Source organism: Nocardia sp. NPDC055321 (genome assembly GCF_053645575.1).
In genome coordinates this window covers 206,676-227,625 of the sequence record NZ_JBSHMS010000011.1, presented here as the reverse complement: position 1 = coordinate 227,625, position 20,950 = coordinate 206,676, and the positions used below count along the sequence as shown (strand labels likewise).

General features: G+C 70.2%; 22 protein-coding genes. 4 read left to right on the top strand and 18 right to left on the bottom strand.

All coding sequences use genetic code 11. The annotated features are described in order from the left end of the window. Positions 1-227 precede the first annotated feature (227 nt). Positions 228-1,100: a geranyl diphosphate 2-C-methyltransferase gene (locus ACWIGI_RS19875; RefSeq protein WP_454203871.1), complete on the top strand. Its 873-nt coding sequence runs from the start codon at positions 228-230 to the stop codon at positions 1,098-1,100. Beyond that, on the top strand, positions 1,097-1,678 hold the full coding sequence (idi, locus tag ACWIGI_RS19870) for an isopentenyl-diphosphate Delta-isomerase (protein WP_454203870.1): 582 nt from the start codon (positions 1,097-1,099) through the stop codon (positions 1,676-1,678). The genes ACWIGI_RS19875 and idi overlap by 4 nt, the downstream gene beginning before the upstream one ends. Here the strand turns inward: idi and ACWIGI_RS19865 are convergent. From ACWIGI_RS19865 to ACWIGI_RS19845, 5 genes are all read right to left on the bottom strand, one after another. Further along, positions 1,675-2,895, bottom strand: a complete 1,221-nt coding sequence (locus ACWIGI_RS19865; RefSeq protein ID WP_454203869.1) for a globin domain-containing protein — start codon at positions 2,893-2,895, stop codon at positions 1,675-1,677. The genes idi and ACWIGI_RS19865 overlap by 4 nt on opposite strands. After that, the gene (locus ACWIGI_RS19860; protein ID WP_454203868.1) at positions 2,892-3,362 is read right to left on the bottom strand and encodes an RrF2 family transcriptional regulator; all 471 of its coding nucleotides are present in this window, start codon (positions 3,360-3,362) and stop codon (positions 2,892-2,894) included. The genes ACWIGI_RS19865 and ACWIGI_RS19860 overlap by 4 nt, the downstream gene beginning before the upstream one ends. A gap of 197 nt (positions 3,363-3,559) precedes the next feature. After that, on the bottom strand, positions 3,560-4,024 hold the full coding sequence (locus ACWIGI_RS19855; RefSeq protein WP_454203867.1) for a hypothetical protein: 465 nt from the start codon (positions 4,022-4,024) through the stop codon (positions 3,560-3,562). 225 nt (positions 4,025-4,249) lie between these two features. Further along, positions 4,250-4,678, bottom strand: coding sequence for a hypothetical protein (locus ACWIGI_RS19850; protein ID WP_454203866.1), 429 nt, complete (start codon positions 4,676-4,678; stop codon positions 4,250-4,252). Beyond that, positions 4,678-5,334 carry a pyridoxamine 5'-phosphate oxidase family protein gene (locus ACWIGI_RS19845; protein ID WP_454203865.1) on the bottom strand — a complete coding sequence of 219 codons (657 nt, stop codon included), beginning with the start codon at positions 5,332-5,334 and terminating at the stop codon, positions 4,678-4,680. The genes ACWIGI_RS19850 and ACWIGI_RS19845 overlap by 1 nt, the downstream gene beginning before the upstream one ends. A 94-nt stretch (positions 5,335-5,428) precedes the next feature. Between ACWIGI_RS19845 and ilvA the strand changes: the two genes are divergently transcribed. Next, positions 5,429-6,643 carry a threonine ammonia-lyase gene (gene ilvA / locus ACWIGI_RS19840; RefSeq protein WP_454203864.1) on the top strand — a complete coding sequence of 405 codons (1,215 nt, stop codon included), beginning with the start codon at positions 5,429-5,431 and terminating at the stop codon, positions 6,641-6,643. A 28-nt stretch (positions 6,644-6,671) separates the two neighbouring features. Here ilvA and ACWIGI_RS19835 read toward each other — a convergent pair whose 3' ends face one another. From ACWIGI_RS19835 to ACWIGI_RS19810, 6 genes are all read right to left on the bottom strand, one after another. Next, positions 6,672-6,995, bottom strand: a complete 324-nt coding sequence (locus ACWIGI_RS19835; protein WP_454203863.1) for a DMT family transporter — start codon at positions 6,993-6,995, stop codon at positions 6,672-6,674. A gap of 556 nt (positions 6,996-7,551) precedes the next feature. Continuing rightward, positions 7,552-7,848, bottom strand: coding sequence for a helix-turn-helix domain-containing protein (locus ACWIGI_RS19830; protein ID WP_454203862.1), 297 nt, complete (start codon positions 7,846-7,848; stop codon positions 7,552-7,554). Between the two features lie 5 nt (positions 7,849-7,853). Next, positions 7,854-8,198, bottom strand: coding sequence for a type II toxin-antitoxin system RelE/ParE family toxin (locus ACWIGI_RS19825; protein ID WP_454203861.1), 345 nt, complete (start codon positions 8,196-8,198; stop codon positions 7,854-7,856). A gap of 82 nt (positions 8,199-8,280) precedes the next feature. After that, on the bottom strand, positions 8,281-9,702 hold the full coding sequence (gene argH, locus ACWIGI_RS19820) for an argininosuccinate lyase (RefSeq protein WP_454203860.1): 1,422 nt from the start codon (positions 9,700-9,702) through the stop codon (positions 8,281-8,283). A gap of 115 nt (positions 9,703-9,817) precedes the next feature. Beyond that, positions 9,818-11,023 (bottom strand): argininosuccinate synthase, encoded by a 1,206-nt coding sequence (locus tag ACWIGI_RS19815; protein ID WP_454203859.1) that lies wholly within the window; start codon positions 11,021-11,023, stop codon positions 9,818-9,820. A 138-nt stretch (positions 11,024-11,161) separates the two neighbouring features. Continuing rightward, the gene (locus ACWIGI_RS19810) at positions 11,162-12,748 is read right to left on the bottom strand and encodes a hypothetical protein (protein WP_454203858.1); all 1,587 of its coding nucleotides are present in this window, start codon (positions 12,746-12,748) and stop codon (positions 11,162-11,164) included. Between the two features lie 789 nt (positions 12,749-13,537). Between ACWIGI_RS19810 and ACWIGI_RS19805 the strand changes: the two genes are divergently transcribed. Then, the gene (locus ACWIGI_RS19805; RefSeq protein WP_454203857.1) at positions 13,538-14,104 is read left to right on the top strand and encodes a hypothetical protein; all 567 of its coding nucleotides are present in this window, start codon (positions 13,538-13,540) and stop codon (positions 14,102-14,104) included. A 515-nt stretch (positions 14,105-14,619) separates the two neighbouring features. Here the strand turns inward: ACWIGI_RS19805 and ACWIGI_RS19800 are convergent. From ACWIGI_RS19800 to argC, 7 genes are all read right to left on the bottom strand, one after another. Further along, entirely contained in the window at positions 14,620-14,955 is a 336-nt protein-coding gene (locus ACWIGI_RS19800) for a hypothetical protein (RefSeq protein WP_454203856.1), read from the bottom strand. A gap of 73 nt (positions 14,956-15,028) precedes the next feature. Beyond that, the gene (locus ACWIGI_RS19795) at positions 15,029-15,553 is read right to left on the bottom strand and encodes an arginine repressor (RefSeq protein ID WP_454203855.1); all 525 of its coding nucleotides are present in this window, start codon (positions 15,551-15,553) and stop codon (positions 15,029-15,031) included. After that, positions 15,550-16,485 carry an ornithine carbamoyltransferase gene (argF, locus tag ACWIGI_RS19790; RefSeq protein WP_454203854.1) on the bottom strand — a complete coding sequence of 312 codons (936 nt, stop codon included), beginning with the start codon at positions 16,483-16,485 and terminating at the stop codon, positions 15,550-15,552. The genes ACWIGI_RS19795 and argF overlap by 4 nt, the downstream gene beginning before the upstream one ends. Further along, on the bottom strand, positions 16,482-17,684 hold the full coding sequence (locus ACWIGI_RS19785; protein ID WP_454203853.1) for an acetylornithine transaminase: 1,203 nt from the start codon (positions 17,682-17,684) through the stop codon (positions 16,482-16,484). The genes argF and ACWIGI_RS19785 overlap by 4 nt, the downstream gene beginning before the upstream one ends. Next, positions 17,681-18,595 carry an acetylglutamate kinase gene (gene argB, locus ACWIGI_RS19780; RefSeq protein WP_454203852.1) on the bottom strand — a complete coding sequence of 305 codons (915 nt, stop codon included), beginning with the start codon at positions 18,593-18,595 and terminating at the stop codon, positions 17,681-17,683. Before argB ends, ACWIGI_RS19785 begins: the two co-directional genes overlap by 4 nt. After that, positions 18,592-19,803 (bottom strand): bifunctional glutamate N-acetyltransferase/amino-acid acetyltransferase ArgJ, encoded by a 1,212-nt coding sequence (gene argJ, locus ACWIGI_RS19775; RefSeq protein ID WP_454203851.1) that lies wholly within the window; start codon positions 19,801-19,803, stop codon positions 18,592-18,594. The genes argB and argJ overlap by 4 nt, the downstream gene beginning before the upstream one ends. Further along, entirely contained in the window at positions 19,800-20,858 is a 1,059-nt protein-coding gene (gene argC / locus ACWIGI_RS19770; RefSeq protein ID WP_454203850.1) for an N-acetyl-gamma-glutamyl-phosphate reductase, read from the bottom strand. Before argC ends, argJ begins: the two co-directional genes overlap by 4 nt. Positions 20,859-20,950: the final 92 nt, after the last annotated feature.

The following is a 20,950-nucleotide window of genomic DNA, read 5'->3' as shown; positions in this document are numbered from 1 at the left end:
CGGTGGCCGTCCCGGGCGGGCCCGGCGCGCGCCACCACAGTGGCCCCGCGCCGGCCGCCGTCCGGCGCGCCATCCGTACCGCCGCCGCGGCGCGACAACCCCTGAGCCCCAGGGCTTTCCGAACCCAAGGCTTGTTCCGACTCGGTGCGACCTGCCGAGCGTTCCTGATCTCGGAGACCGGATCCCGTTCTCCTACTGCACATCAGTGATCGAGAGGATGATCTGCCATGACCATGATCGACCCCCAGGCCGACGGCGTCCTGCGCACCGAATACCAGAAGTCGGTCGCCGCGTACTGGAACAACAATCCCAACGACGATCGGGTCAACACCAAGCTCGGCGAGGTGGACGGGCTCTACCACCACCACTACGGCATCGGCGAACCCGACCTCTCGGTCCTGGAGGGCCCGGAAGACACCCGGCAGGAACGCCTGGTCAAGGAGCTGCACCGGCTCGAGACCGCGCAGGCGGACGCACTGCTGGATCAGCTCGGCGACGTCCGGCCCGGCGATCGGCTCATGGACGGCGGATCCGGGCGCGGCGGCACCAGCTTCATGGCCAATCAGCGCTTCGGCTGCAGCGTCGACGGCGTCACCATTTCCGAGTACCAGGCCGGCTTCGCCAACGACCAGGCCGTGGAGCGCGGGGTCACCGACAAGGTGCGGTTCCATTTCAAGAACATGCTGGACACCGGCTTCGAGACCGGCTCCCGGCGCGGCATCTGGACCAACGAAACCACCATGTACGTGGACCTTTTCGAGCTCTTCGCCGAGTTCTCGCGGCTGCTCGAGCCGGGCGGGCGCTACGTGTGCATCACCGGCTGCTCCAACGACGTCTTCGGCGCGCGGTCGGCGTCGGTGAGCTGGATCGACGCGCACTACGGCTGCAACATCCACCCGCGCAGCACGTATTTCAAGGCCCTGGCGGCCAATAACCTGGTCCCGGTGGCGGTTACCGACCTGACCCCGGCGACCATCCCGTACTGGGAACTGCGCACCCATTCCGAGCTGGCCACCGGCGTGGAGAAGCCGTTCCTGACCTCGTACAAGGAGGGCAGCTTCCAGTACCTGATGATCACCGCCGATAAGGTAGGCAGGTGACCGGCTATCTCGACACTTCCGACGCCACCCCGGCGGTCGATCGTGAATCCCTGCTCGTCGAGCTCGTCGACGAGCAGGGCCGGGCGGCCGGGTCGCTGCCGGTAGCGGCGGCCCATACCGCGCCCGGGCGCCTGCATCGCGCCTTCTCGGTCCTGCTCTTCGACGCCGACGGGCAGGTGCTGCTGCAGCAGCGGGCCGGGGTCAAGACCCGTTTCCCGCGGCTGTGGACCAACACCTGTTGCGGGCATCCCCTGCCCGGGCAGCCGGTGGCCGACGCCGCCGCGGTGCGCCTGGACGAGGAAATGGGCATGGCCGCGCGGCTGACCGAGGTCGGAGCCTTCGTCTATCAGGCGGCGGATCCGGCCACCGGGCGCGTGGAGTACGAGTTCGACCACGTGCTCATCGGCTGGGGTGACGAGGCCGCGCCGCGTCCGAACCCGGAGGAGGTCGACGACTTCGCCTGGGTCGGCATCGGCGAACTGCGGTCGAACATGTCGTTGGTACCGACCGGGTACACGCCGTGGTTGCCGCAGGTGCTCGCGCTCGCGGAGCGGGCGTGGCACAGCGGTTCCCGCTAGGCGTCGAGCAGCCAGTCGTTGGGCGTGAACAGCTCGACATGCACTCGGTCACTCGGGATTCCGAGAGCCAGTAGCTGGGCACGCAGCGCCTGCAGGAAGCCCGCGCCGCCGCACAGGTAGAAGTCGGCGTCCGCGGGCAGCTCGATGCGGGACAGGTCCATGCGACCGTCGGTCTCGTACCAGGTGCGCGCCCGCGCGGCGGGCAGGCCGGCGACGAGTTCGCCGGCTTGCTCGCGCAGCGGATGCGTCGCGGCCGAACGATCGGCGTGCAGCACCAGCGCACGGCGCTCGGGCGCGCACGCACTCAGATGATTCAGGATCCCCACCATCGGGGTGATGCCGATGCCCGCGGAGATCAGCACCACGGGGGTGCCGGCGGCCGGATCGATCGTGAGATCGCCGAAGGGCAGGGTCACCTGGAGTCGGTCCCCCGCGCCGACGTTGTCGTGCAGCCAGGCCGAGACCTCACCCTCGGGACCGTCGACTCCGGCCGCGACCCGGCGCACCGCGAAGGCGAGCCGGCCGTCGCCCGAGCGATTGGTGAGGCTGTACTGGCGCAACTGCCGGGCGCCGTCGGGCAGCTCGGCGCCCACCGAAATATATTGCCCCGGAAGGAAATCCGGGAGCGGCCGGGACGGGTCCGCCGATTCCACCTCGAACGTCGCGACGCCCGAGGGATCGTCGGTTCGCCGCACGACCCGCGTCTCGCGGAACACGTCGCCCGGTGCGACGCTCGCGCCCTCGTACAACCCGGTCTCCAGGTCGATCAGCGCGGTGGCCATGAGCCAGTAGACGCGATCCCAGGCGGCCGCGACGTCCGCGGTCACCACATCGGCGCCGAGCACCGCCACGATGGCGGCGAACAGATGCTCGTGCACGACGCGGTATTCGGGCGCGGTGACCCCGAGCGAGGCGTGCTTGTGCCCGATCCGGGCGAGCAGCTCACGCGGATGCGGCAGGGCGGGATCGACCAGGTGGCTCGCGTACGTGGCGATCGAGGCCGCGAGCGCCCGCTGCTGCGCACCCCGGCGCTGGTTGCCGCGATTGAAGCGGTCCCGCAGCAGTTCCGGGTGCGCGGTGAACAGCTGGGTGTAGAAGCGCGTGGTGATGGCGTCGATGTTCGCCGCGATCAGCGGCAGCGTCGCGCGGATCACCGCGGCGTGTTCGGGTTCGAGTTCGGGGATGGCCTCGACCACGGCTTCCGGCGCGAGCGTCATGACGGTGACTCCTGTTCTTCGAATGCGGCCGCCGGGATCACCGGCATGTGCAGCAGCTCCACGGTGCGCCGGTCCACCAGATCGGCGAGGGTGTAGCCGTCCAGCTGCCGATAGAAGGCGTCCCGCGCCTGCGCGAGAATTCCGCGCAAACGGCAGGCACTCGCCAGCGGACACGGATTGTCGCCCAGGCACTCGATGACCTCGGCATCGCCCTCGAGTTCGCGGACCATGGTGCCCACGGTCTCGGTCCGGCCCCGATCGGTCAGGAAGATGCCGCCGGTACGCCCGCGCTGGGACTGCACGTAGCCCAGTTCGACGAGCCGGGAGACCGCCTTCGCCACATAGTTCTCGGACGCGTTCACCTGGCGCGCAATGAGTTTGACGGTGACACGCTCCTGCGCGTCACCGCTCACGGCCAATCGCATGAGCGCACGCAGTCCGAGATCGGTGAACCTGGAGAGCTGCATGTCCCTCACGCTACTAATTCCGCTTTTCCAAAGCATGTTTTGCGGGTGTGGGGTTGAATACGCAATTCCGTGCGGTTTTTAGCGGCCCGCGAAAAGGGCTCGGAATGATGCACTGGACAACCCGTGGCAAATTCGAGAAACGAGAACGCCGCCCGTCCCGACAAGGGACGAGCGGCGTTCGGGGGTGAGATCGGCGGTCACATCATGCTGGCGCTCACCCTGCCCGGACCGGTCCGCACGCCCGGGCCCATACAGCCCATCACCATGTCCGGCGTCATCATCTCGTACTCGGCGACGACGGTGACCCGCTCGCCCACGCCGACGCCGCTGATGACCTCGAGCGGCCCGACCGCGGGCTGCATCATCGTCACCGGCCAGTGCCCCCACAGCGTGCTCCGCTCGCCGTTCGACCAGACGATGTGCACCGTGATGGGCCCGTTTGCGGGATGCATGCAATCCGAGGCGGCGGTGTGCACGCCGGTGAACGTGCCGCCGGTGATGTCGTCGGCGCCGGTGCAGCCCCACAGCCGCCCGACCGAGGTGAAGACCAGGTCCTTGGGCGTCATGTCGATCGCGCCGTTGACGGCGGTCCAGCGGAAGTCACCGCCGGAGCAGCTGGCCATGGGGGTGGCCGCGGCCGTGGGCAGTGCCGCGGGAGCCATTGCGAAAGCGGCGGAAACAGCAAGTGCGGCACTGATTTTCGAGACGTTCGGCACAGCTTCCCTCTCTTCCGGAATGGTGGAGGTGGAGCCCGATGAGCGCGGGTCCGCGCATTCGGACCGAACAGTAGACCGGGCCGCGGAACCGCGGCCCGGTATTCGGGCCGCGGCCGGTCCGATCGCGTGGCGCACTCGGGAGCGGGTGTACCCGTGCCGTTTCGCGCCGGTCTAGTCGCGCCCCGTGACTTCCGATCGCGCGGCCTTGATCCGCGCCCACGGCACCTTCGGGCGCGCGAGCCCGCGGCGGCGCAGGTAGTCCTTGGCCGCCCGGCTCGTGCGCAGCGCCTGCGCAGGCGAACCGGTGTTCTCCTCGAATCCGGTGGGGGTGAAGACGATGTCGATGCCCTCGCTGCGAATGGTCCCGCGGATCCGGACCGATCGCAGGTTCCAGCCGTCGGCGTCGTGACTGTGCGCGAGCATGGTCGCCGGGCCGTCGACGCCGTCGAACCAGCGGGGGCGCGCCAGCACCCACGAGTCGCCGCGCGGGCCGGGATGGCAGCGCATGCTCACCGGGTAGCCGATCGCGCTCTCGGCGGTCAGCACCACCCCGTCGGGAAAGCGGTACAGCGCGTGGTGAATGTCCTGAACCAGACCCATTATCGGGCTCCTTCCGGCCGTTCGGGATGCGGCGGCGGGCCGCCCGGGTGCGAGCCCGGCGGGTGCGGCGGCGGGCCGGCGTGCGGTGGGCGCGGCCCGGGACCCGGCGGATGACCGCCCGGGGGCGGCGGCGGGCCGTCGGGATACACCAGCGGCTCGACGCCGGGCAGCGCCACCTCCCGCGGCACGGCGGTCATGTCGCCGTCCGGCCACCAGCGGATGCGGGTGGGCTCGACGGTGATCTTGAGACGCAGGTAGTACCACCAGAACAGGCGGCGACTGATCATGTCGGTGCCGACGCCCTTGGGACTCTGCGCCCACACCTTGCGCCACTGGCGCTCCAATTCCTCGTCCCAGGTGACGATTTCGGAGACCACGGCGTTGCCCTGCACCAGCACGACCGGTGCGTCCTCGAGCCCGCTGGCGGTGGGGTTGGAGTAGAGCAGGGAGACCTTGGGATCGCGGCGGGCGTTGAAAGCCTTGTAGGGGAACCCGATTCCGGTGCTCACCAGGATGGCGCCGCGCTCGGGCAGCCAGAGCGGAGCGACCGGGACGGCGATCGGGGTGCGATCACGGGCGCGCGTGGCGAACTCCGCGGAGAAGTAGCGTTCGAGAACGTCGGCCACCTCCGTGGGTATCACGGTGGAATTGCTCATGCAACACGATCGCGCCAACCCCGCCGCGGCGCAACAATCCACCGGTGATGGTGTCCTACGCGACACTCCAGCGAACACCTGGCAGCATGACGCCATGAATATCGTCGCGCGGGTCGAGGCGGCCGCGTCCCTGCTGGAACCGGTGATTCGCCGGACCCCCGTGGTGGCGTCGCGGGCGCTGACCGACCGCACCGGGCACGACGTGTGGCTCAAGTGCGAGAACCTGCAGCGCACCGGATCGTTCAAGCCGCGCGGGGCGTACAACCGCATCGCGAACCTGCCCGCGGCGGCGCGCGAACTCGGGGTGGTGGCCGCCAGCGCGGGCAATCACGCGCAGGGCGTCGCGTGGGCGGCGACCTCGCTCGGTATCGAGTCCACGGTGTTCATGCCGGTGGGCGCGGCCCTGCCGAAACTGGTGGCCACCAGGGCGTACGGGGCCACCGTGCACCAGGTCGGGGATTCGATCGACGAGGCGCTCACGGCCGCACTGACTTTCGCGGAGCAGACCGGGGCGACCCTGGTGCATCCGTTCGATCATCCCGACATCGTGGCCGGGCAGGCCACGGTGGCGCTGGAGATCCTGGAGCAGCTGCCCGAGGTGGAAACGGTGCTGGTGCCCACCGGCGGGGGCGGGCTGCTCGCGGGCATCGCGGCCACCCTGCGCGAACTGGCGCCGGAGGTCCGGGTGATCGGCGTGCAGGCGGCGAACGCGGCGGCCTGGCCGGGATCGCTCGAGGCCGGAAAACCGGTGCGGCTCGGCCAGATGTCCACCATGGCCGACGGCATCGCGGTGGGAATGCCCGGCGAGGTCCCGTTCGCGCACGTACTCGATTGCGCGCCCGCGATTCTCACCGTCGACGAGGACGCGCTCTCGCGGGCGCTGCTGCTGTGCATGGAGCGCGCCAAACTCATCGTCGAGCCGGCGGGCGCGGCGGCGGTGGCCGCGCTCATGTCCTGCGCCGCGGACGAACTCGCGCTGCGCGGGCAGGTCTGCGCGGTGCTGTCCGGCGGCAACATCGACCCGCTGCTGCTGACCCATGTCATCGGGCACGGGCTCAGCGCGGCGGGCCGCTACCTGGCCGCGCGCATCACCATCTCCGACCGCCCGGGCAGTCTCGGCGGTCTGCTGGCCGAGCTGGGCCGCACCGGCGCGAGCGTGCTGGACGTCGTGCATTCGCGCACCGGGGCCTGGCTGGCGATCGACGAGGTGGAGGTGCTGCTCACCCTGGAAACCCGCGGGCCCGCTCACCGGGACGAGGTGCTGACCTCGCTCGCCGACGCGGGATACGAGGTGCGCGTACAGGATTGACCGTGTGCGGCGCGCGGGCGGTGTCGGCTCAGTGCGCTCCGCCCAGCTCGAGCGCCAGCACCCCCGCGATCACCAGGACGATCCCGCCCATCTGTACGGGTGTGAGCGTCTCGTTCAGGAACAGCGCCCCGATGATCGCGATGGCGACCACGCCGACCGCCGACCAGATCCCGTAGGCCACTCCGATCCCCATCCCCCGTTTCAGTGCCTGCGACAGGAACCAGAACGCCGAGGCGTACCCGATGACCACGATGATCGACGGCACCAGCTTGGTGAATCCTTCGGAGATCTTCAGCGACACCGTCGCCGTCACCTCGCACGCGATGGCCAGGGCCAGCAGAAATAGGGTCATGCCCGCAGCATATCGACGGTGGTCACGCGCGCCGGGAGCGCCCGCGCGACCGTCCCTTTGGACGCCGCCCGGAAAATAGGTGGCACGCGATCGCGTCGTCCGGTTACGGTGTCCGGCATGTGGATGCCCCTGTACTCCTGAGCGCTTCTCGCGCTTCACGTTCGGATGGCCGACGCCGCGCCGTGTGCGCCCGCGTGATCTGACGGCCGCGACGCCCCGACGCGTCCCCCGGCGTGAGTCTCCCGCCGCCCCGCGGCGCTTCCGATACTGACCGGCCGCTTCCGGTGAGTCGGTCCCACATGTCCGCAGGAGGAACCATGCCCGATCAGCCTTCCACACCCGCGCCCCACTCCCCCGAGCCCGCCGATCGCCCCCTCTCCCGCCGCGAACGCCGAGGCAAGCCGGAGAAGCCCCAGACGATCCCCGGCCGCGTACACGGCCCCGGCCGCCCGGCCGTCCCGGCCAGCAAACACATGAATTACCGTCGCGGATAACACAGTTCGCGAACAGCAGGTGCCCGCCGCGCCCCCGCGGCGGGCATCACGCGGTCGAACCCTCAACCCGCTTCCGGCAGATCGAATTCGACGCGCAACCGCAACTCGAGCGCCTCCGCGAACCGCTCGAGCATCGGAATCGTGGGCATGGTGCCACCCGCCTCGAATCGGGCCACCGCGGGCTGTTTCAGACCGGCCCGCTCGGCGAGTTCGGCTTGGGTGAGCCCGAGCGACTCGCGTCGCGCACGCACCGCCGCTCCGAGCTCGAACCGAATCCGGGCGGCGTCGTACGCCGCCCCGGCCCCCGGGCGGTCCATGATCTCGGCCCGCTTCTCCGACCAGCTCTTGCGTTCATCCATGGAATTCACTCCTCGTCCACGGTGTGCGCTTCGGCAACGCAGCGCCGCATCGCCCGCATCGCACGTTCGATCTCGGCGGTCTCGTGCATGCGATGCTTCCGAAACGCTGTCAGCAGGATGATGCGCCTGCCGGGGGCGATCCAGTAGGTGATTCGCACCGCGTCTCGGGTCGGGTAGAAGCGAAGCTCTCGGAGCTTGCCCCGTAGCTGTCGCGTATAGGGCTCGCCGAGTAGTACACCCCGCTCAGCGAGCAGGTCGACGTAGAAGGCCGCGGTCTCCTGGTCGTCCTGATCGAGCGAGTCGAACCACTCGTCTATCTCCGATTCCAGCTCCACCTCTCCCCAATTCATAACACGGACGTTATATCGGGGGCAAGCGGGCCGTCCGGGGAACAGGGATTCGACTCGAGTGGGCGATGTCCCCGGGCGGGTCTCAGGCCAGCCAGGTGCGCTGGTCGGCGGCGGCCGCGCGGACCTCGTCGAGCTGCTTCGCCACCTGGACGCCGGCGGTGCCGCCGCGGGAGTTGCGGGAGGCGATCGAGCCCTCGACGGTCAGGACCTCGCGCACCTGGGGGGTCAGGGCGGGGTCTACGGCGGCGAACTCGGCGTCGGTCAGTTCGTCCAGGCCCACGCCGCGGGCTTCGGCGGCGCGGACGCAGCCGCCGGCGGCCTCGTGGGCCACGCGGAACGGGACGCCCTGGCGGACAAGCCATTCGGCGATGTCGGTGGCGAGGGTGAAGCCCGCCGGGGCCAGCTCGGCCATGCGGTCGGTGTGGAAGGTCAGGGTCGCCACCAGGCCGGCGATCGCGGGGAGCAGGAGCTCGAGCTGGGCCACCGAGTCGAAGACCGGTTCCTTGTCCTCCTGCAGGTCGCGGTTGTAGGCCAGGGGCTGGGCCTTCAGGGTCGCGAGCAGGCCGGTGAGGTTGCCGATCAGGCGACCGGCCTTGCCGCGGGTCAGCTCCGAGACGTCGGGATTCTTCTTCTGCGGCATGATCGAGGAGCCGGTGGACCAGGCGTCGGCCAGGGTGATATAGCCGAATTCCGGTGTGCTCCAGATGATCACCTCTTCGGCCATGCGCGAGAGGTCGACGGCGGTCATCGCCAGCACGAACGCGGCCTCGGCGGCGAAATCGCGCGAGGAGGTGGCGTCGATCGAATTGGACGCGGCCGCATCGAAATTCAGGTCCGCGGCGATCGCCTCGGGATCCAGGCCCAGCGAGGAGCCCGCGAGCGCGCCGGAACCGTACGGGGAGATCGCGGCGCGCTTGTCGAAGTCGCGCAGGCGGTCGATGTCGCGCAGCAGCGGATGCGCGTGCGCGAGCAGGTGATGCGCGAGCAGCACGGGCTGGGCGGCCTGCAGGTGCGTCTTGCCCGGCATGACGGCGTCCGGATGCGCGGCGGCCTGGGCGACGAGCGCGTCGACCACGTCCAGCATGCCCGCGGCGATCCGGCGCACCGCGTCCCGCAGCCACATCCGGAAAAGCGTTGCCACCTGGTCGTTCCGGGACCGGCCCGCACGCAGGCGGCCACCGAGTTCGGCGCCGACGCGCTCGATGAGCCCGCGCTCGAGCGCGCCGTGCACGTCCTCGTCGGAGTCGGCGGGACCGTACGCGCCCGAGGCCACGTCGGCGGCCAGGGCGTCGAGTCCGGCGAGCATCGCGTCGAGATCACCGGCGGACAGCAGACCGGCCTTGTGCAGCACGCGCGCGTGCGCCTTGGAAGCGCGAATGTCGTAGGGCGCCAGGACCCAGTCGAAATGCGTCGACTTGCTCAGCGCCGCCATGGCCGCGGCCGGACCGGAGGCGAAACGCCCACCCCACAGCGCGCCCTCATTGGTGCCGTGCTGCTCGGTCATGTGGATCTCTCCTGTCCTCGGGGTGGGTCCGGTATGCACACTATCGGCGTCCTACCCGCGGTGATCGCGATGGGTAGGACGCCGAGCGTGGGTGATGCCTATGTGGTGCGGGGTCTTACTTCTTGCTGCTCAGATCGCGACGGGCCGCGACCTTCGAGGACAGGCCGTGGATCTGCACGAAGCCCTTGGCCAGGGACTGGTCGAAGGTGTCGCCCGCGTCGTAGGTGGCCAGGTTGAAGTCGTACAGCGACTCGTCCGAGCGGCGGCCGTTCACGACCACGTTGCCGCCGTGCAGGACCATGCGGACCTCGCCGGAGACGTGCTGCTGGGTGTCCTGCACGAACGCGTCCAGCGCGCGCTTGAGCGGGGAGAACCACAGGCCGTCGTACACCAGCTCGCCCCAGCGCTGCTCGACCTGACGCTTGTAGCGGCCCAGCTCGCGCTCGATGGTGACCGCTTCGATCTCCTGGTGCGCGGTGATGAGCGCGATGGCGCCGGGCGCCTCGTAGATCTCGCGGCTCTTGATGCCGACCAGACGATCCTCGACCATGTCGAGACGGCCGACGCCCTGCCGGCCGGCGCGCTGGTTCAGTTCCAGGATGGCCTCGTACATCGACACCGGGCGGCCGTCGATGGCGACCGGGACACCCTTGTCGAAGGTGATGATGAGCTCGTCGGGCGCCTCGAAGTTGACGGTCGGGTCCACGGTGTAGTCGTAGACGTCCTTGGTCGGGGCGTTCCACAGATCCTCGAGGAAGCCGGTCTCGACCGCGCGGCCCCACAGGTTCTGGTCGACCGAGAACGGCGACTTCTTGGAGACGTTGATCGGCAGGTTGTTCTCGCCGGCGAACTCGATGGCCTTCTCACGGGTCCAGGCGTAGTCGCGAACCGGTGCGATGACCTTCAGGTCGGGCGCGAGGGCGCCGATGCCGACCTCGAAGCGGACCTGGTCGTTGCCCTTGCCGGTGCAGCCGTGCGAGACGGTGTCGGCGCCGTGGTACTCGGCGGCCTCGACGAGGTGCTTGACGATCAGCGGCCGGGAGATGGCCGAGACGAGCGGGTAGCGGCCCATGTACAGCGCGTTCGACTGGATGGTCGGCAGGCAGTACTCGTTGGCGAACTCGTCGCGCGCGTCCACCACGATGGACTCGACCGCGCCGCAGTCGAGCGCGCGCTGGCGCACATCGTTCATGTCCTCGCCGCCCTGGCCGAGATCGATGGCGACGGCGACGACCTCGGCGCCGGTCTCCTTACCGATCCAGCTGATGGCGACTGAGGTGTCCAGCCCGCCGGAGTAGGCGAGTACGACGCGCTTGGTCATAGTCCGTGTGCTCCTCGATTAGTACGTGTAGGTCGGTCGCGCCCGCTGCGGGGCAGTGCGGGCGAGCTCGGTATGTTCACGCGCCGCGTGCCCGCTCCGTCGTCCTACAAATGATTATGCATGATGATGCAAGCCCATTCATAACCGGGGGTGGGCAAACAGGAACGGCCTGGCCAGGACCAGTGCGGAGACCAGCAGCGCGGTGCCGATATACACCGGCAGCAGGTGGATGAACGCGGTGTAGTGAATGAGGAAGTGGATGATCAGCGCGCTGGCCGAGCCCGCGAACGCCGCGCCCGCCAGCGCCCACCACACCCAGCGTTCCCCGCGCCGCCAGCCCCACAGGCCGATCAGTGTGATGGCGACGCCGGTGGCGATGAGCGCGCCGCCGAAGCCCGCGCGATCGTGGGCGATGAAGGGCAGCAGCTTCGGGTTGGCGGCGCGCAGGGTGGCGGCGTCGGTGTCGAGGAAGGCCAGATCGGTGGGGACGAACACGTCGGTGAGGCCCACGTAGGAGATGACGATGCCGCCGAAGATCACGCCGATGCCGGTGGCGATCATGATCAGCTGGCCGAGCAGGGCGCGCAGCCGCAGCGGTTCGGGGCCGTCGGGTACCGGCTCCCAGCTCGGCGGGCCGGGCCGCGCGCGCACCGCGAGCACGAACATCGGAAACAGCAGCGCGGCAACGGCTACGTGCAGGGGTTCGACGAAACCCGTTCCGAGGAAATAGAACAGCGTCGGAAACCCGATCAGCCCCGACAGCAGCAGCGCGTCGCGCGCCCACACCCGGCCCCGCCGCATCCCGCCCCAGGCCAGCCCGATGTACAGCGATCCGATGGCGATCATGTTGCCCGCCATGGTGATTCGGTCGTGCTGCAGGAAGTGAACCAGGTGGTGGTTGATCCGGTGCAGGCCCTCGACGTCCGTCCCGAGGTAGTCGCGGTCGTACCAGAGCAGCACCGGCCCGACGGTGATCAGCGCGGCCCCGAGCCCGCCCGCCACCATGCCCAGTCCGACCAGTGTTCCCCAGAACCAGCCCGGCCAGCGCCGCGGATCCGGGGGCACGTCGCGCAGCGCCGGCGGCGGTACGGTCTCGACAGCGGCGTCGATGACCCGGTTGAACCAGTTCGGCCCCGCCGCGATCAGCAGGGCGGGGGTGGCCAGGATCACGTCGTTCGAATCCCGCAGCGCCGCAACTACTTGCGCGACATCGGGGTCGTCGACATATCTCCGGCCCGGACCGGACTCGATCTCCCCGCCCCACGCGCTGCCCCCGGCCGGGTCCGGCGCCGGACCATCCGGGACGTCGATGGCCCGGGCGGCTCCGCGATGCTCGAGGACGATCTCATCGACCGAGCCCGCCAGCGCTTCGCCCACCGCCGCGTCCGTCACCCGCGCGACGACCCGGCAGCGCCGCCCCCGCGCCGCCGCCCGCACCGCGTCGACGTCACCGGCCGCCACCGGACCGATCTCGATCACGTTCGCGCCTTGAACGGCCAGCACCGGCACGGCCTCCCGCGCCACCGATACCGGCACCGCGGCTCCCAGCCGCCCGTCCCACTCCGGCGGGGCGTGGGCATGCCCGAACACCCGCGGGATCGCGCGCGCTCCACCGGGCAGGGCGATCAACGCCGCCAGAAACCGCAGGGCGGCTCGTTGGGTACGCCGCTCCCCCGCCACCGCGTTCGCCACCGGTCGCAGCGGGTGATAAGTCCAATCGGGCACGCCGTCATGGTCACACACCGGGCATGATCGGCTCCGCGGTTCGGCCGCGTCCCGGACCGCGGTGGTTCGGCCCGGGCGGCACGCCATCGAGCGCTCACCGGCGTTCGAAATGCTGGCGTGTCGCATTCCGGAAACACCGACACTGGTGGGCACGCGCGTTCGCCGCGCGCCCGTACGCCTGTCCACAGGGAGATGATCGGCCATGTTCACACTTCGACGGTCGGCGTTCGCCGCCACCGCGCTCACCGCGTCCGCCGCGGCGCTGCTGTGCACCGCACCGCACGCCTCGGCCTACGTCACCAGCGTGACCGTAACCTCCACCGGCGGCGGCAAGTACGGCACCGGCTGCCCCTACCAGGTCACCATCAAGGGCAGCGCGAACGAGAACGTCTGGCTCTACGACAGCGCGGCCTCGAGCTTCGCCCCCCCAGCAACTGGTCCTGGATTCCACCGGCACGGGCGCCTCGACCTGGACCCCGTCGTCCACCGGCACCCACTACGTCCAGGCCTGGTCCTACAACGGATCCCATTGGGCGACACTCGAAGTCGGCACCGGCACCAACCTCGGCAGCGCCTGTCTGGTCAGCTGACGCCTCGGCCGGTTCACGACACAGCGGATCGGCCACGTCACCCGGACGCCGGCCGCCGACCCGTCCCTCGGAAGTCGGGTTCGGGCTCGGCGCGGCCGCGGGCGTCATCCACGAAAGATGTACGGCGCAGGGCGCTTGCGGCGTCGAACCGACTCCGGCTGCCCGCCGACTTGTCGCCCGCGGCCCCTACAATCCCGCCGTGCCACTCTCTGCCGCCGATCTGATCGGCTATACCGACCGCGCCCTCGACACCGATCTCGCCCGCTGGTTCCCCGACGCCCCACTCGTCGACGTTCCAGACGAAACCCGCCCGGTCGCGGCGTTTCTCGACCGGCTCGCGCCCGCGGACGCCGCCGCCCTCGGCGCCCTCGACGACCGCGTCCGCTCCGGCCGCCTCCCCCAGTTCCTCGACATGTACGACTGGTCCTACGGTTTCGAGTTCGCCGAGAACGACTGCACCATCCTGGATTCGGACTACAGCACCGAACTGAGCGACGAGGACGTGTACCCGATCGGCGCGGACGGCGGCGGCAACCTCTACGTGGTGCTGACCAACGGCCAGGTGGCCGTGTGGTTCCACGAGGAGGAGGTGATCGAGGCCGAGACCCGCTTCGACAACCTGGACGTCTTCCTCTGGTCCTACGTCCGCTACGCGGCGGTCCGCGCCGGAGCCCTCTCCCGCGACGCCGTCGAAGCCGATTTTCAAGCCCTCGCCCAAGATGGCGCCCTCCACCCCGAGCTCGGCCTGCTCCGCCTCATGAAGTAGCGCGACGGCTGTCGTGGCCCGGACTCGGCAGTCGACCTGCGACGCGCACATCGTTGCCGGGCCGGAGGTTTCGAGCGCACGAGCGAGTCCGTGTCCGGGCGGCCGGCGATGGCGGCCCGCACCCCGGCCCGGCGCAGCTGGTCCAGGTTCGGGGGCAACGCCCTACCACCGAGGCCCGCGTCCCGTGCATGGGCTGCCGCGTCCAGCGCTGCCGGGCCGAGTCACGACGATGCCCGCGTCATCCGCCCATGCTGGTGCTGAGGTCGCGCAGGCCGATCCTGACCGCGGGGAGAACTCCGGGGGTCGGGATCGCCTGCAGCAGTATGGGATAGACGCCGCAGTCCAGTTCCGGTGGTTTGCAGGCCAGGCGGTCCGCATCCTCGCCCCGCCGCCCGAGGATCGGGCGCGGCGACGAGCCTGGCGGGCGCCCTGCCGACCGGCGTCTCGATCGGGTCGACCTTGTGGTCGTTTCGGGGTCGCTCGAGAATGCTTCCCGCCGCGGAACGGGCGGCGATTCAGCGCGACGGTTCGCGGGAGCCGGGAGCCGTTGCCGGGCAGCGGGATTCGAGGGCGTAGGCGACGTAGGTGATGTCCGGGTCCACGAGGCGGCGCTGGACCGTCGCCTGGACCGCGGCGCGGCCGGGGGCGCCGCCGTGGCGGACCAACGCCAGGGCGGCGTCGGCCTGGACGGGGATCGAGAAGTCGTCCAGGAGCTCTTCCAGGCGACGACGGGCGGCCGCGAGGTGGATGTGGGCCGCCAGGGCGGGGATCGAGGACAGGCGGGTGGCGGGGTGGTGCGAGCGGGTCAGGGCGGTGCCCAGGGTGGAGTCGGGGGTGGGGCTCGTCTCCATGCGTACGCTGCCTTTTCGGGGGTCGCGGGCCCGGGGCGGCGAATCGAGCGGCCGATCCGGGGATCGGGTGCCGTTACGCGAGTTGCTCTATCTTGGCGGCCAATTCGGCGCCGGTCATGGGTTCTCGGGCGATGACGGCGATGGTGTCGTCACCGGCGATCGTGCCGACGATCTCGGGCAGCGCGGCGCGGTCCAGCGCGCTGGCCAGGAAATGCGCCGCGCCCGGCGGAGTCCGCAGCACCGCGATGTTGCCGCTGGCGTCGGTGGACACCAGCAGATCGCCGAGCAGCTTGGACAGGCGCTCGGTGCCGCCGGTGACCCCGCGCACGGGGCTGCCGTCCTCGGGCACGACGTAGACGCCCGCCCCGCCGTCGGCGGCACGGAGTTTCACCGCGCCGAGTTCGTCCAGGTCACGCGAGAGCGTGGCCTGCGTGGTGTCGATGCCCTCACCCGAGAGCAGCGCCGCGAGCTCGGACTGGCTGCGCACCTCGTGCTGGGACAGGATCGCGATGATCCGGGCCTGCCGGCCGGCGCGGGTGCGGGCGATCGCCGCACCCGATCTGCCGGCCGGGGCGGTCGAGCGGCGCTCGGTCGTCACGCGACACCGTGCTTGGCCAGCAACCAGACCAGCAGCGCCTTCTGCGCGTGCAGGCGGTTCTCGGCCTCGTCCCACACCGCGCTGTGCGGACCGTCGAGCACCTCGTCGGTGATCTCCTCGCCGCGATGCGCCGGAAGACAGTGCAGCACGGTCACATCCGAGGCCGCGCGCGCCAGCAGGTCGGCGTTGACCTGGAACGGGCGGAACGGCGCGACGCGGTCGCGACCGTCACCCTCCTGGCCCATGGACATCCAGGTGTCGGTGACCAGCGCGTCCGCGCCCTCGGCCGCCGCGAGCGGGTCGTTGGTGAAGGTGATCTTCGCGCCGGTTTCGGCGGCCCGCTTCTGCGCCAGTTCCACGATCCAGCCGAACGGCTCGAAACCCGCGGGGGCGGCGATGGTCACGTTCAGCCCGGCGGTGACGCCGCCCAGCAGCAGCGAGTGCGACATGTTGTTCGCGCCGTCGCCCAGGAACGTCAGATTGCGCCCGGCGAGATCGCCCTTGCGCTCGCGCAGGGTCTGCAGATCCGCGAGCACCTGGCACGGATGGAATTCGTTCGACAGCGCGTTGACCACGGGAACCGTTGCCGCACCGGCCATCTCGTCGAGCCGGTCCTGCCCGAAGGTACGCCACACGATGGCGTCCACGTACCGCGAGAGCACCCGCCCGGTATCGGCGAGGGTCTCCTCGCGCCCGAGCTGGGTGTCGCGCCCGTCCACGACCACCGCGTGCCCGCCGAGCTGGGCGATGCCCATCTCGAAGGAGAAACGCGTACGCGTGGAGTTCTTCTCGAACATGACCGCCACGCCGCGCGGACCCTCCAGGGGCCGGGCGGAGAGCGGAGCCTTCTTGAGTTCGGCTGCGATACCGAGGATCTCGGCCTGTTCGGCCGGGCTCACATCGTCATCGCGCAGAAAATGCCGGATCGTCACCGGTTGTTCTCCTTCTCGGCCTTGGTCTGCGCGGCATCGAGGATGCCGGGGAGGTCGGACAGGAAGTTGTCGGCCTGGGTTTCGGTGAGCACCAGCGGCGGCGCCAGCCGGATCACGTTGGGCTTGGCGGGATTGAGCAGGTAGCCGGACTCCCGCGCCGCCTCGTCCACCTGCGCGGAGATATCGGCGGTGAGCTGGATCCCGATGAGCAGACCGGCGCCCCGCACGTGGTCGACCAGCGGATGATCCAGCGCGTCGATTCCGTCGACGAGGATCTTGCCCACGGTCTCCACGTGCGCGAGCAGACCTTCTTCGTCGATGGTGCGCAGGACCGCCAGCGCCGCGGCGGCACAGACGGGATTGCCGCCGAAGGTGGTGCCGTGCATACCCGGCTGCAACAGCTCCGCGGCCGGCCCCTGCGCGAGCACCGCGCCGATGGGCAGCCCGCCGCCCAGGCCCTTGGCCAGGGTGATGACATCGGGCACGATGCCCGCGGCCTGATGGGCGTAGAACGCGCCGGTGCGCCCGATACCGGTCTGCACCTCGTCCAGGATCAGCAGCGCCCCATGCTCTTTGGTGATCGCGCGGGCCTGGGCCAGGTAGTCCGCGGGCGGCACCACGACGCCGCTCTCGCCCAGGATGGGTTCGAGGAACACCGCCGCTGTCTGATCGTCGACAGCGGCGGCCAGCGCGGCAGCGTCACCGAAGGGCACGTGCACGACCCCGGCGGGCATGGGCTCGAACGGCGTGCGCTTGGCGGGCTGCCCGGTGAGCGCGAGCGCGCCCATGGTCCGCCCGTGGAACGCCTCCTCGCAGGCCACGATCTTGGTCTTGCCGGTCAGGCGCGCCATCTTGAACGCGGCCTCGTTGGCCTCGGTGCCCGAGTTGCAGAAGAACGCCTTCCCCTGCCCGTCGCCGAAGTGCGCCAGCAGCCGCTCGGCCAGTTCGATGGCCGGCTCGCTGGCGTACAGGTTCGACACGTGCCCGAGGGTGCCGAGCTGGGCGGTGACCGCGGCCAGGATGGCCGGGTGCGCGTGCCCGAGGCTGTTGACCGCGATGCCGCCGAGGAAGTCCAGGTAGCGCTTGCCGTCGGCGTCGTAGACGACCGCGCCCGCGCCGCGCACCAGCGCGACCTTCGGGGTGCCGTAGTTGTTCATCAGCGCGGCGTTCCACCGATGCTGAATCCCGGCTGTGCTCATGGGTTCACTCCGTTCGAACTTCCCTCAGCGGGCGTGACCATCGTGCCGATGCCCTCGCCGGTGAACAGCTCCAGCAACACCGAATGCGGTACGCGCCCGTCGATCACGTGCGCGGTGGGCACCCCGGCCTCGACCGCGCGCAGGCAGGCTTCCATCTTGGGGACCATGCCCGCATCCAGGCTCGGCAGCAACTTGGCGAGCTCGTCGGTGTCGATGCGGGTGGTCAGCGAGGAGCGGTCGGGCCAATTGGTGTACAGCCCTTCGACATCGGTGAGGATGACGAGTTTCTCCGCGCCGATGCCCTGGGCGAGGGCGGCCGCGGCGGTGTCGGCGTTGATGTTGTGCACCACGCCGTCCGCGTCGGGGGCGATGGTGGAGACCACCGGAATGCGGCCCGCGGCAATGAGATCCAGCACCGCGTCCGGGTTCACCTCGGTGACGTCGCCGACCAGGCCGATGTCGGTGGCCTCGCCGTCCACGTCCACGGTGCGCCGGGTGGCGGTGAACAGTCCGGCGTCCTCACCGGAGATGCCGACCGCGTAGGGCCCGTGCGCGTTGATCAGCCCGACCAGCTCGCGCCCGACCTGGCCGAACAGCACCATGCGGACCACGTCCATGACCTCGGGCGTGGTGACGCGGAACCCGCCGCGGAATTCCCCCTGCAGCCCCAGCCTTTTCAGCATGGCGCTGATCTGCGGCCCGCCGCCGTGCACTACGACCGGGTGCACGCCGACGGTGCGCAGGAACGCCATGTCGGCGGCGAACGCCCGCTTCAGCTCGTCGTCGATCATGGCGTTGCCGCCGTACTTGACGACCACGACCTTGTCCCGGAAGCGCTGCAGCCAGGGCAGCGCGTCCGCCAGCACGTGCGCCTTGTCCAGCGCCGAGAGTTGTTCGTGCGCCGCGGTCATGAGCTGTACGCCGAGTTCTCCACCACGTACCCGATGGACAGGTCGGTGGTGCGGATGGTGGCGGTGCCGTCGCCGAGGCCGAGGTCGACCAGCACGGTGATGTCGGGACCGGACAGGTCCACCTCGCGGGCGCCCGGCGCGCCCATACCGTTGACGCACACCGGCTTTCCGTTGAACGACACCGAGATCCTGTCGGCGTCGAGCTCGATGGGCGCGATGCCGATGGTGGCCAGCACGCGGCCCCAGTTCGGGTCCGAACCGAAGAACGCGGTCTTGACCAGGCTGTCGCGGGCGATGACGCGCGCGCCGATGAGCGCCTCGTCCTCGCTGATCGCGCCGGTGACGGTGATGTGCACGCGCTTGGTGACGCCCTCGGCGTCGGCCATGAGCTGTTCAGCCAGATCGTCGCAGACCGCGAGCACGGCCGCGTCCAGCTCCGCCTGCGACGGGGCGACGCCGCTGGCGCCGTTGGCCAGCAGCAGCACGGTGTCGTTGGTGGAGCAGGAGCCGTCCACGTCCAGGCGGTCGAAGCTCAGACGGGTGGCGTTGCGCAGCGCGCTGTCGAGCTGTTCGGGGGTGGCGACCGCGTCGGTGGTGAGCACCACGAGCATGGTGGCCAGCGACGGCGCGAGCATGCCCGCGCCCTTGGCCATACCGCCCACGTTCCACTTGTCGGTGTGGTGGAAGGCGGCTTCCTTCGGCACGGTGTCGGTGGTCATGATGGCGCGCGCGGCCTCCGCGCCGCCCTGCAGGCCGCCGCCCATCTCGTGCACGATCTCGGTGACCGCGGGGATGAGCTTGTCCATGGGCAGCCGGTCGCCGATGAGACCCGTGGAGCAGACCGCGATCTCGCCCGCGCCGGTCTCGGTTCCCCAGTTGCTCAGGGCTTTCGCGAGTTCCTCGGCGGTGGCGTGGGTGTCCTGGAATCCGCCCGGGCCCGTACAGGCGTTGGCCCCACCGGAATTGAGGATGACCGCGCGCAGGTGACCGTCGCGCAGCACCTGCTGCGACCACAGCACCGGTGCGGCCTTGACCTTGTTGCGGGTGAACACGCCCGCCGCGGCGTACTCGGGTCCCTCGCTGAACACCAGCGCCAGATCCGGTTTGCCGCTGACCTTGATTCCCGCCGTGATGCCCGCCGCGCGGAAGCCCAGCGGCGCGGTGACGCCCTGGGTCCGGACCAGCTTGCCGTCGTTGCTCGATGTCACGGTGCCACTCCTACGGTGGAAAGTCCTGCGGTCTCGTCGATTCCGAGAGCCAGATTCATGGATTGGACGGCCGCGCCCGCGGTGCCCTTGGCCAGGTTGTCGATGGCGGCGATGACGACCAGCAGTCCCGCGGCCTCGTCCACCGCGACCTGCAGGGTGACGGCGTTGGAGCCGAGCACCGAACCGGTCTGCGGCAATACGCCTTCGGGCAGCAGGTGCACGAAAGGCTCATCCGCGTAGGCCTTCTCGTACACCGCGCGCGCCGCGGCGGCGTCCACGCGGATCGGCGCGGTGCAGGTGGCCAGGATGCCGCGCGGCAGCGGGGCCAGCACGGGGGTGAAGGACACCGCCACGTCCTGTCCGCCCGCGGCCGTCAGGTTCTGCACGATCTCCGGGGTGTGCCGGTGCGCGCCGGCGATGCCGTACGCGCGCAGCGAGCCCATCACCTCCGAGCCGAGCAGGCCCACGTCGAGTTTGCGTCCCGCGCCCGAGGTTCCGCTCACCGCAACCACATTCACGGTGGGTTCGATGATCCCGGCGGCGATCGCCGGGGCCAGCGCGAGGCTGGCGACGGTCGGATAGCAGCCCGGGACCGCGATCCGGGTGGCGCCGCGCAGCGCGTCGCGACCGCCGGGGAGTTCGGGCAGGCCGTAGGGCCAGGTGCCGGCGTGGGGGGTGCCGTAGTACTTCTCCCAGGCCGCGCCGTCGGTGAGCCGGAAGTCCGCGCCGCAGTCGATGATGACGGTGGATTCGGGCAGAGCCTGCGCGATCGCGGCGGACTGCCCGTGCGGCAGGCCGAGGAACACCACGTCGTGGCCGGCGAGCTCGTCGACCGTGGTCGGTCCCAGAATGCGATCGGCCAGGGGCAGCAGATGCGGCTGCAGTTCGCCGAGCGCGGTGCCCGCGTTGGATCCGGCGGTCAGCGCGCCGATCTCGAGTCGTCCGGCGCGGTAGGCCGGGTGACCGAGCAGCAGTCGCAGGACCTCACCACCCGCGTACCCACTCGCACCAGCGACCGCGACCCGCACCGTGGGCCCACCAGAGGTATCCGCCATGTGATGATTATGCACGACTGTGCAAGCTCATTCACAGTCGGGGTGCCATTCCGTGCCCGATTCACCCCGGATTCTGACAGTTTCCGCACGTT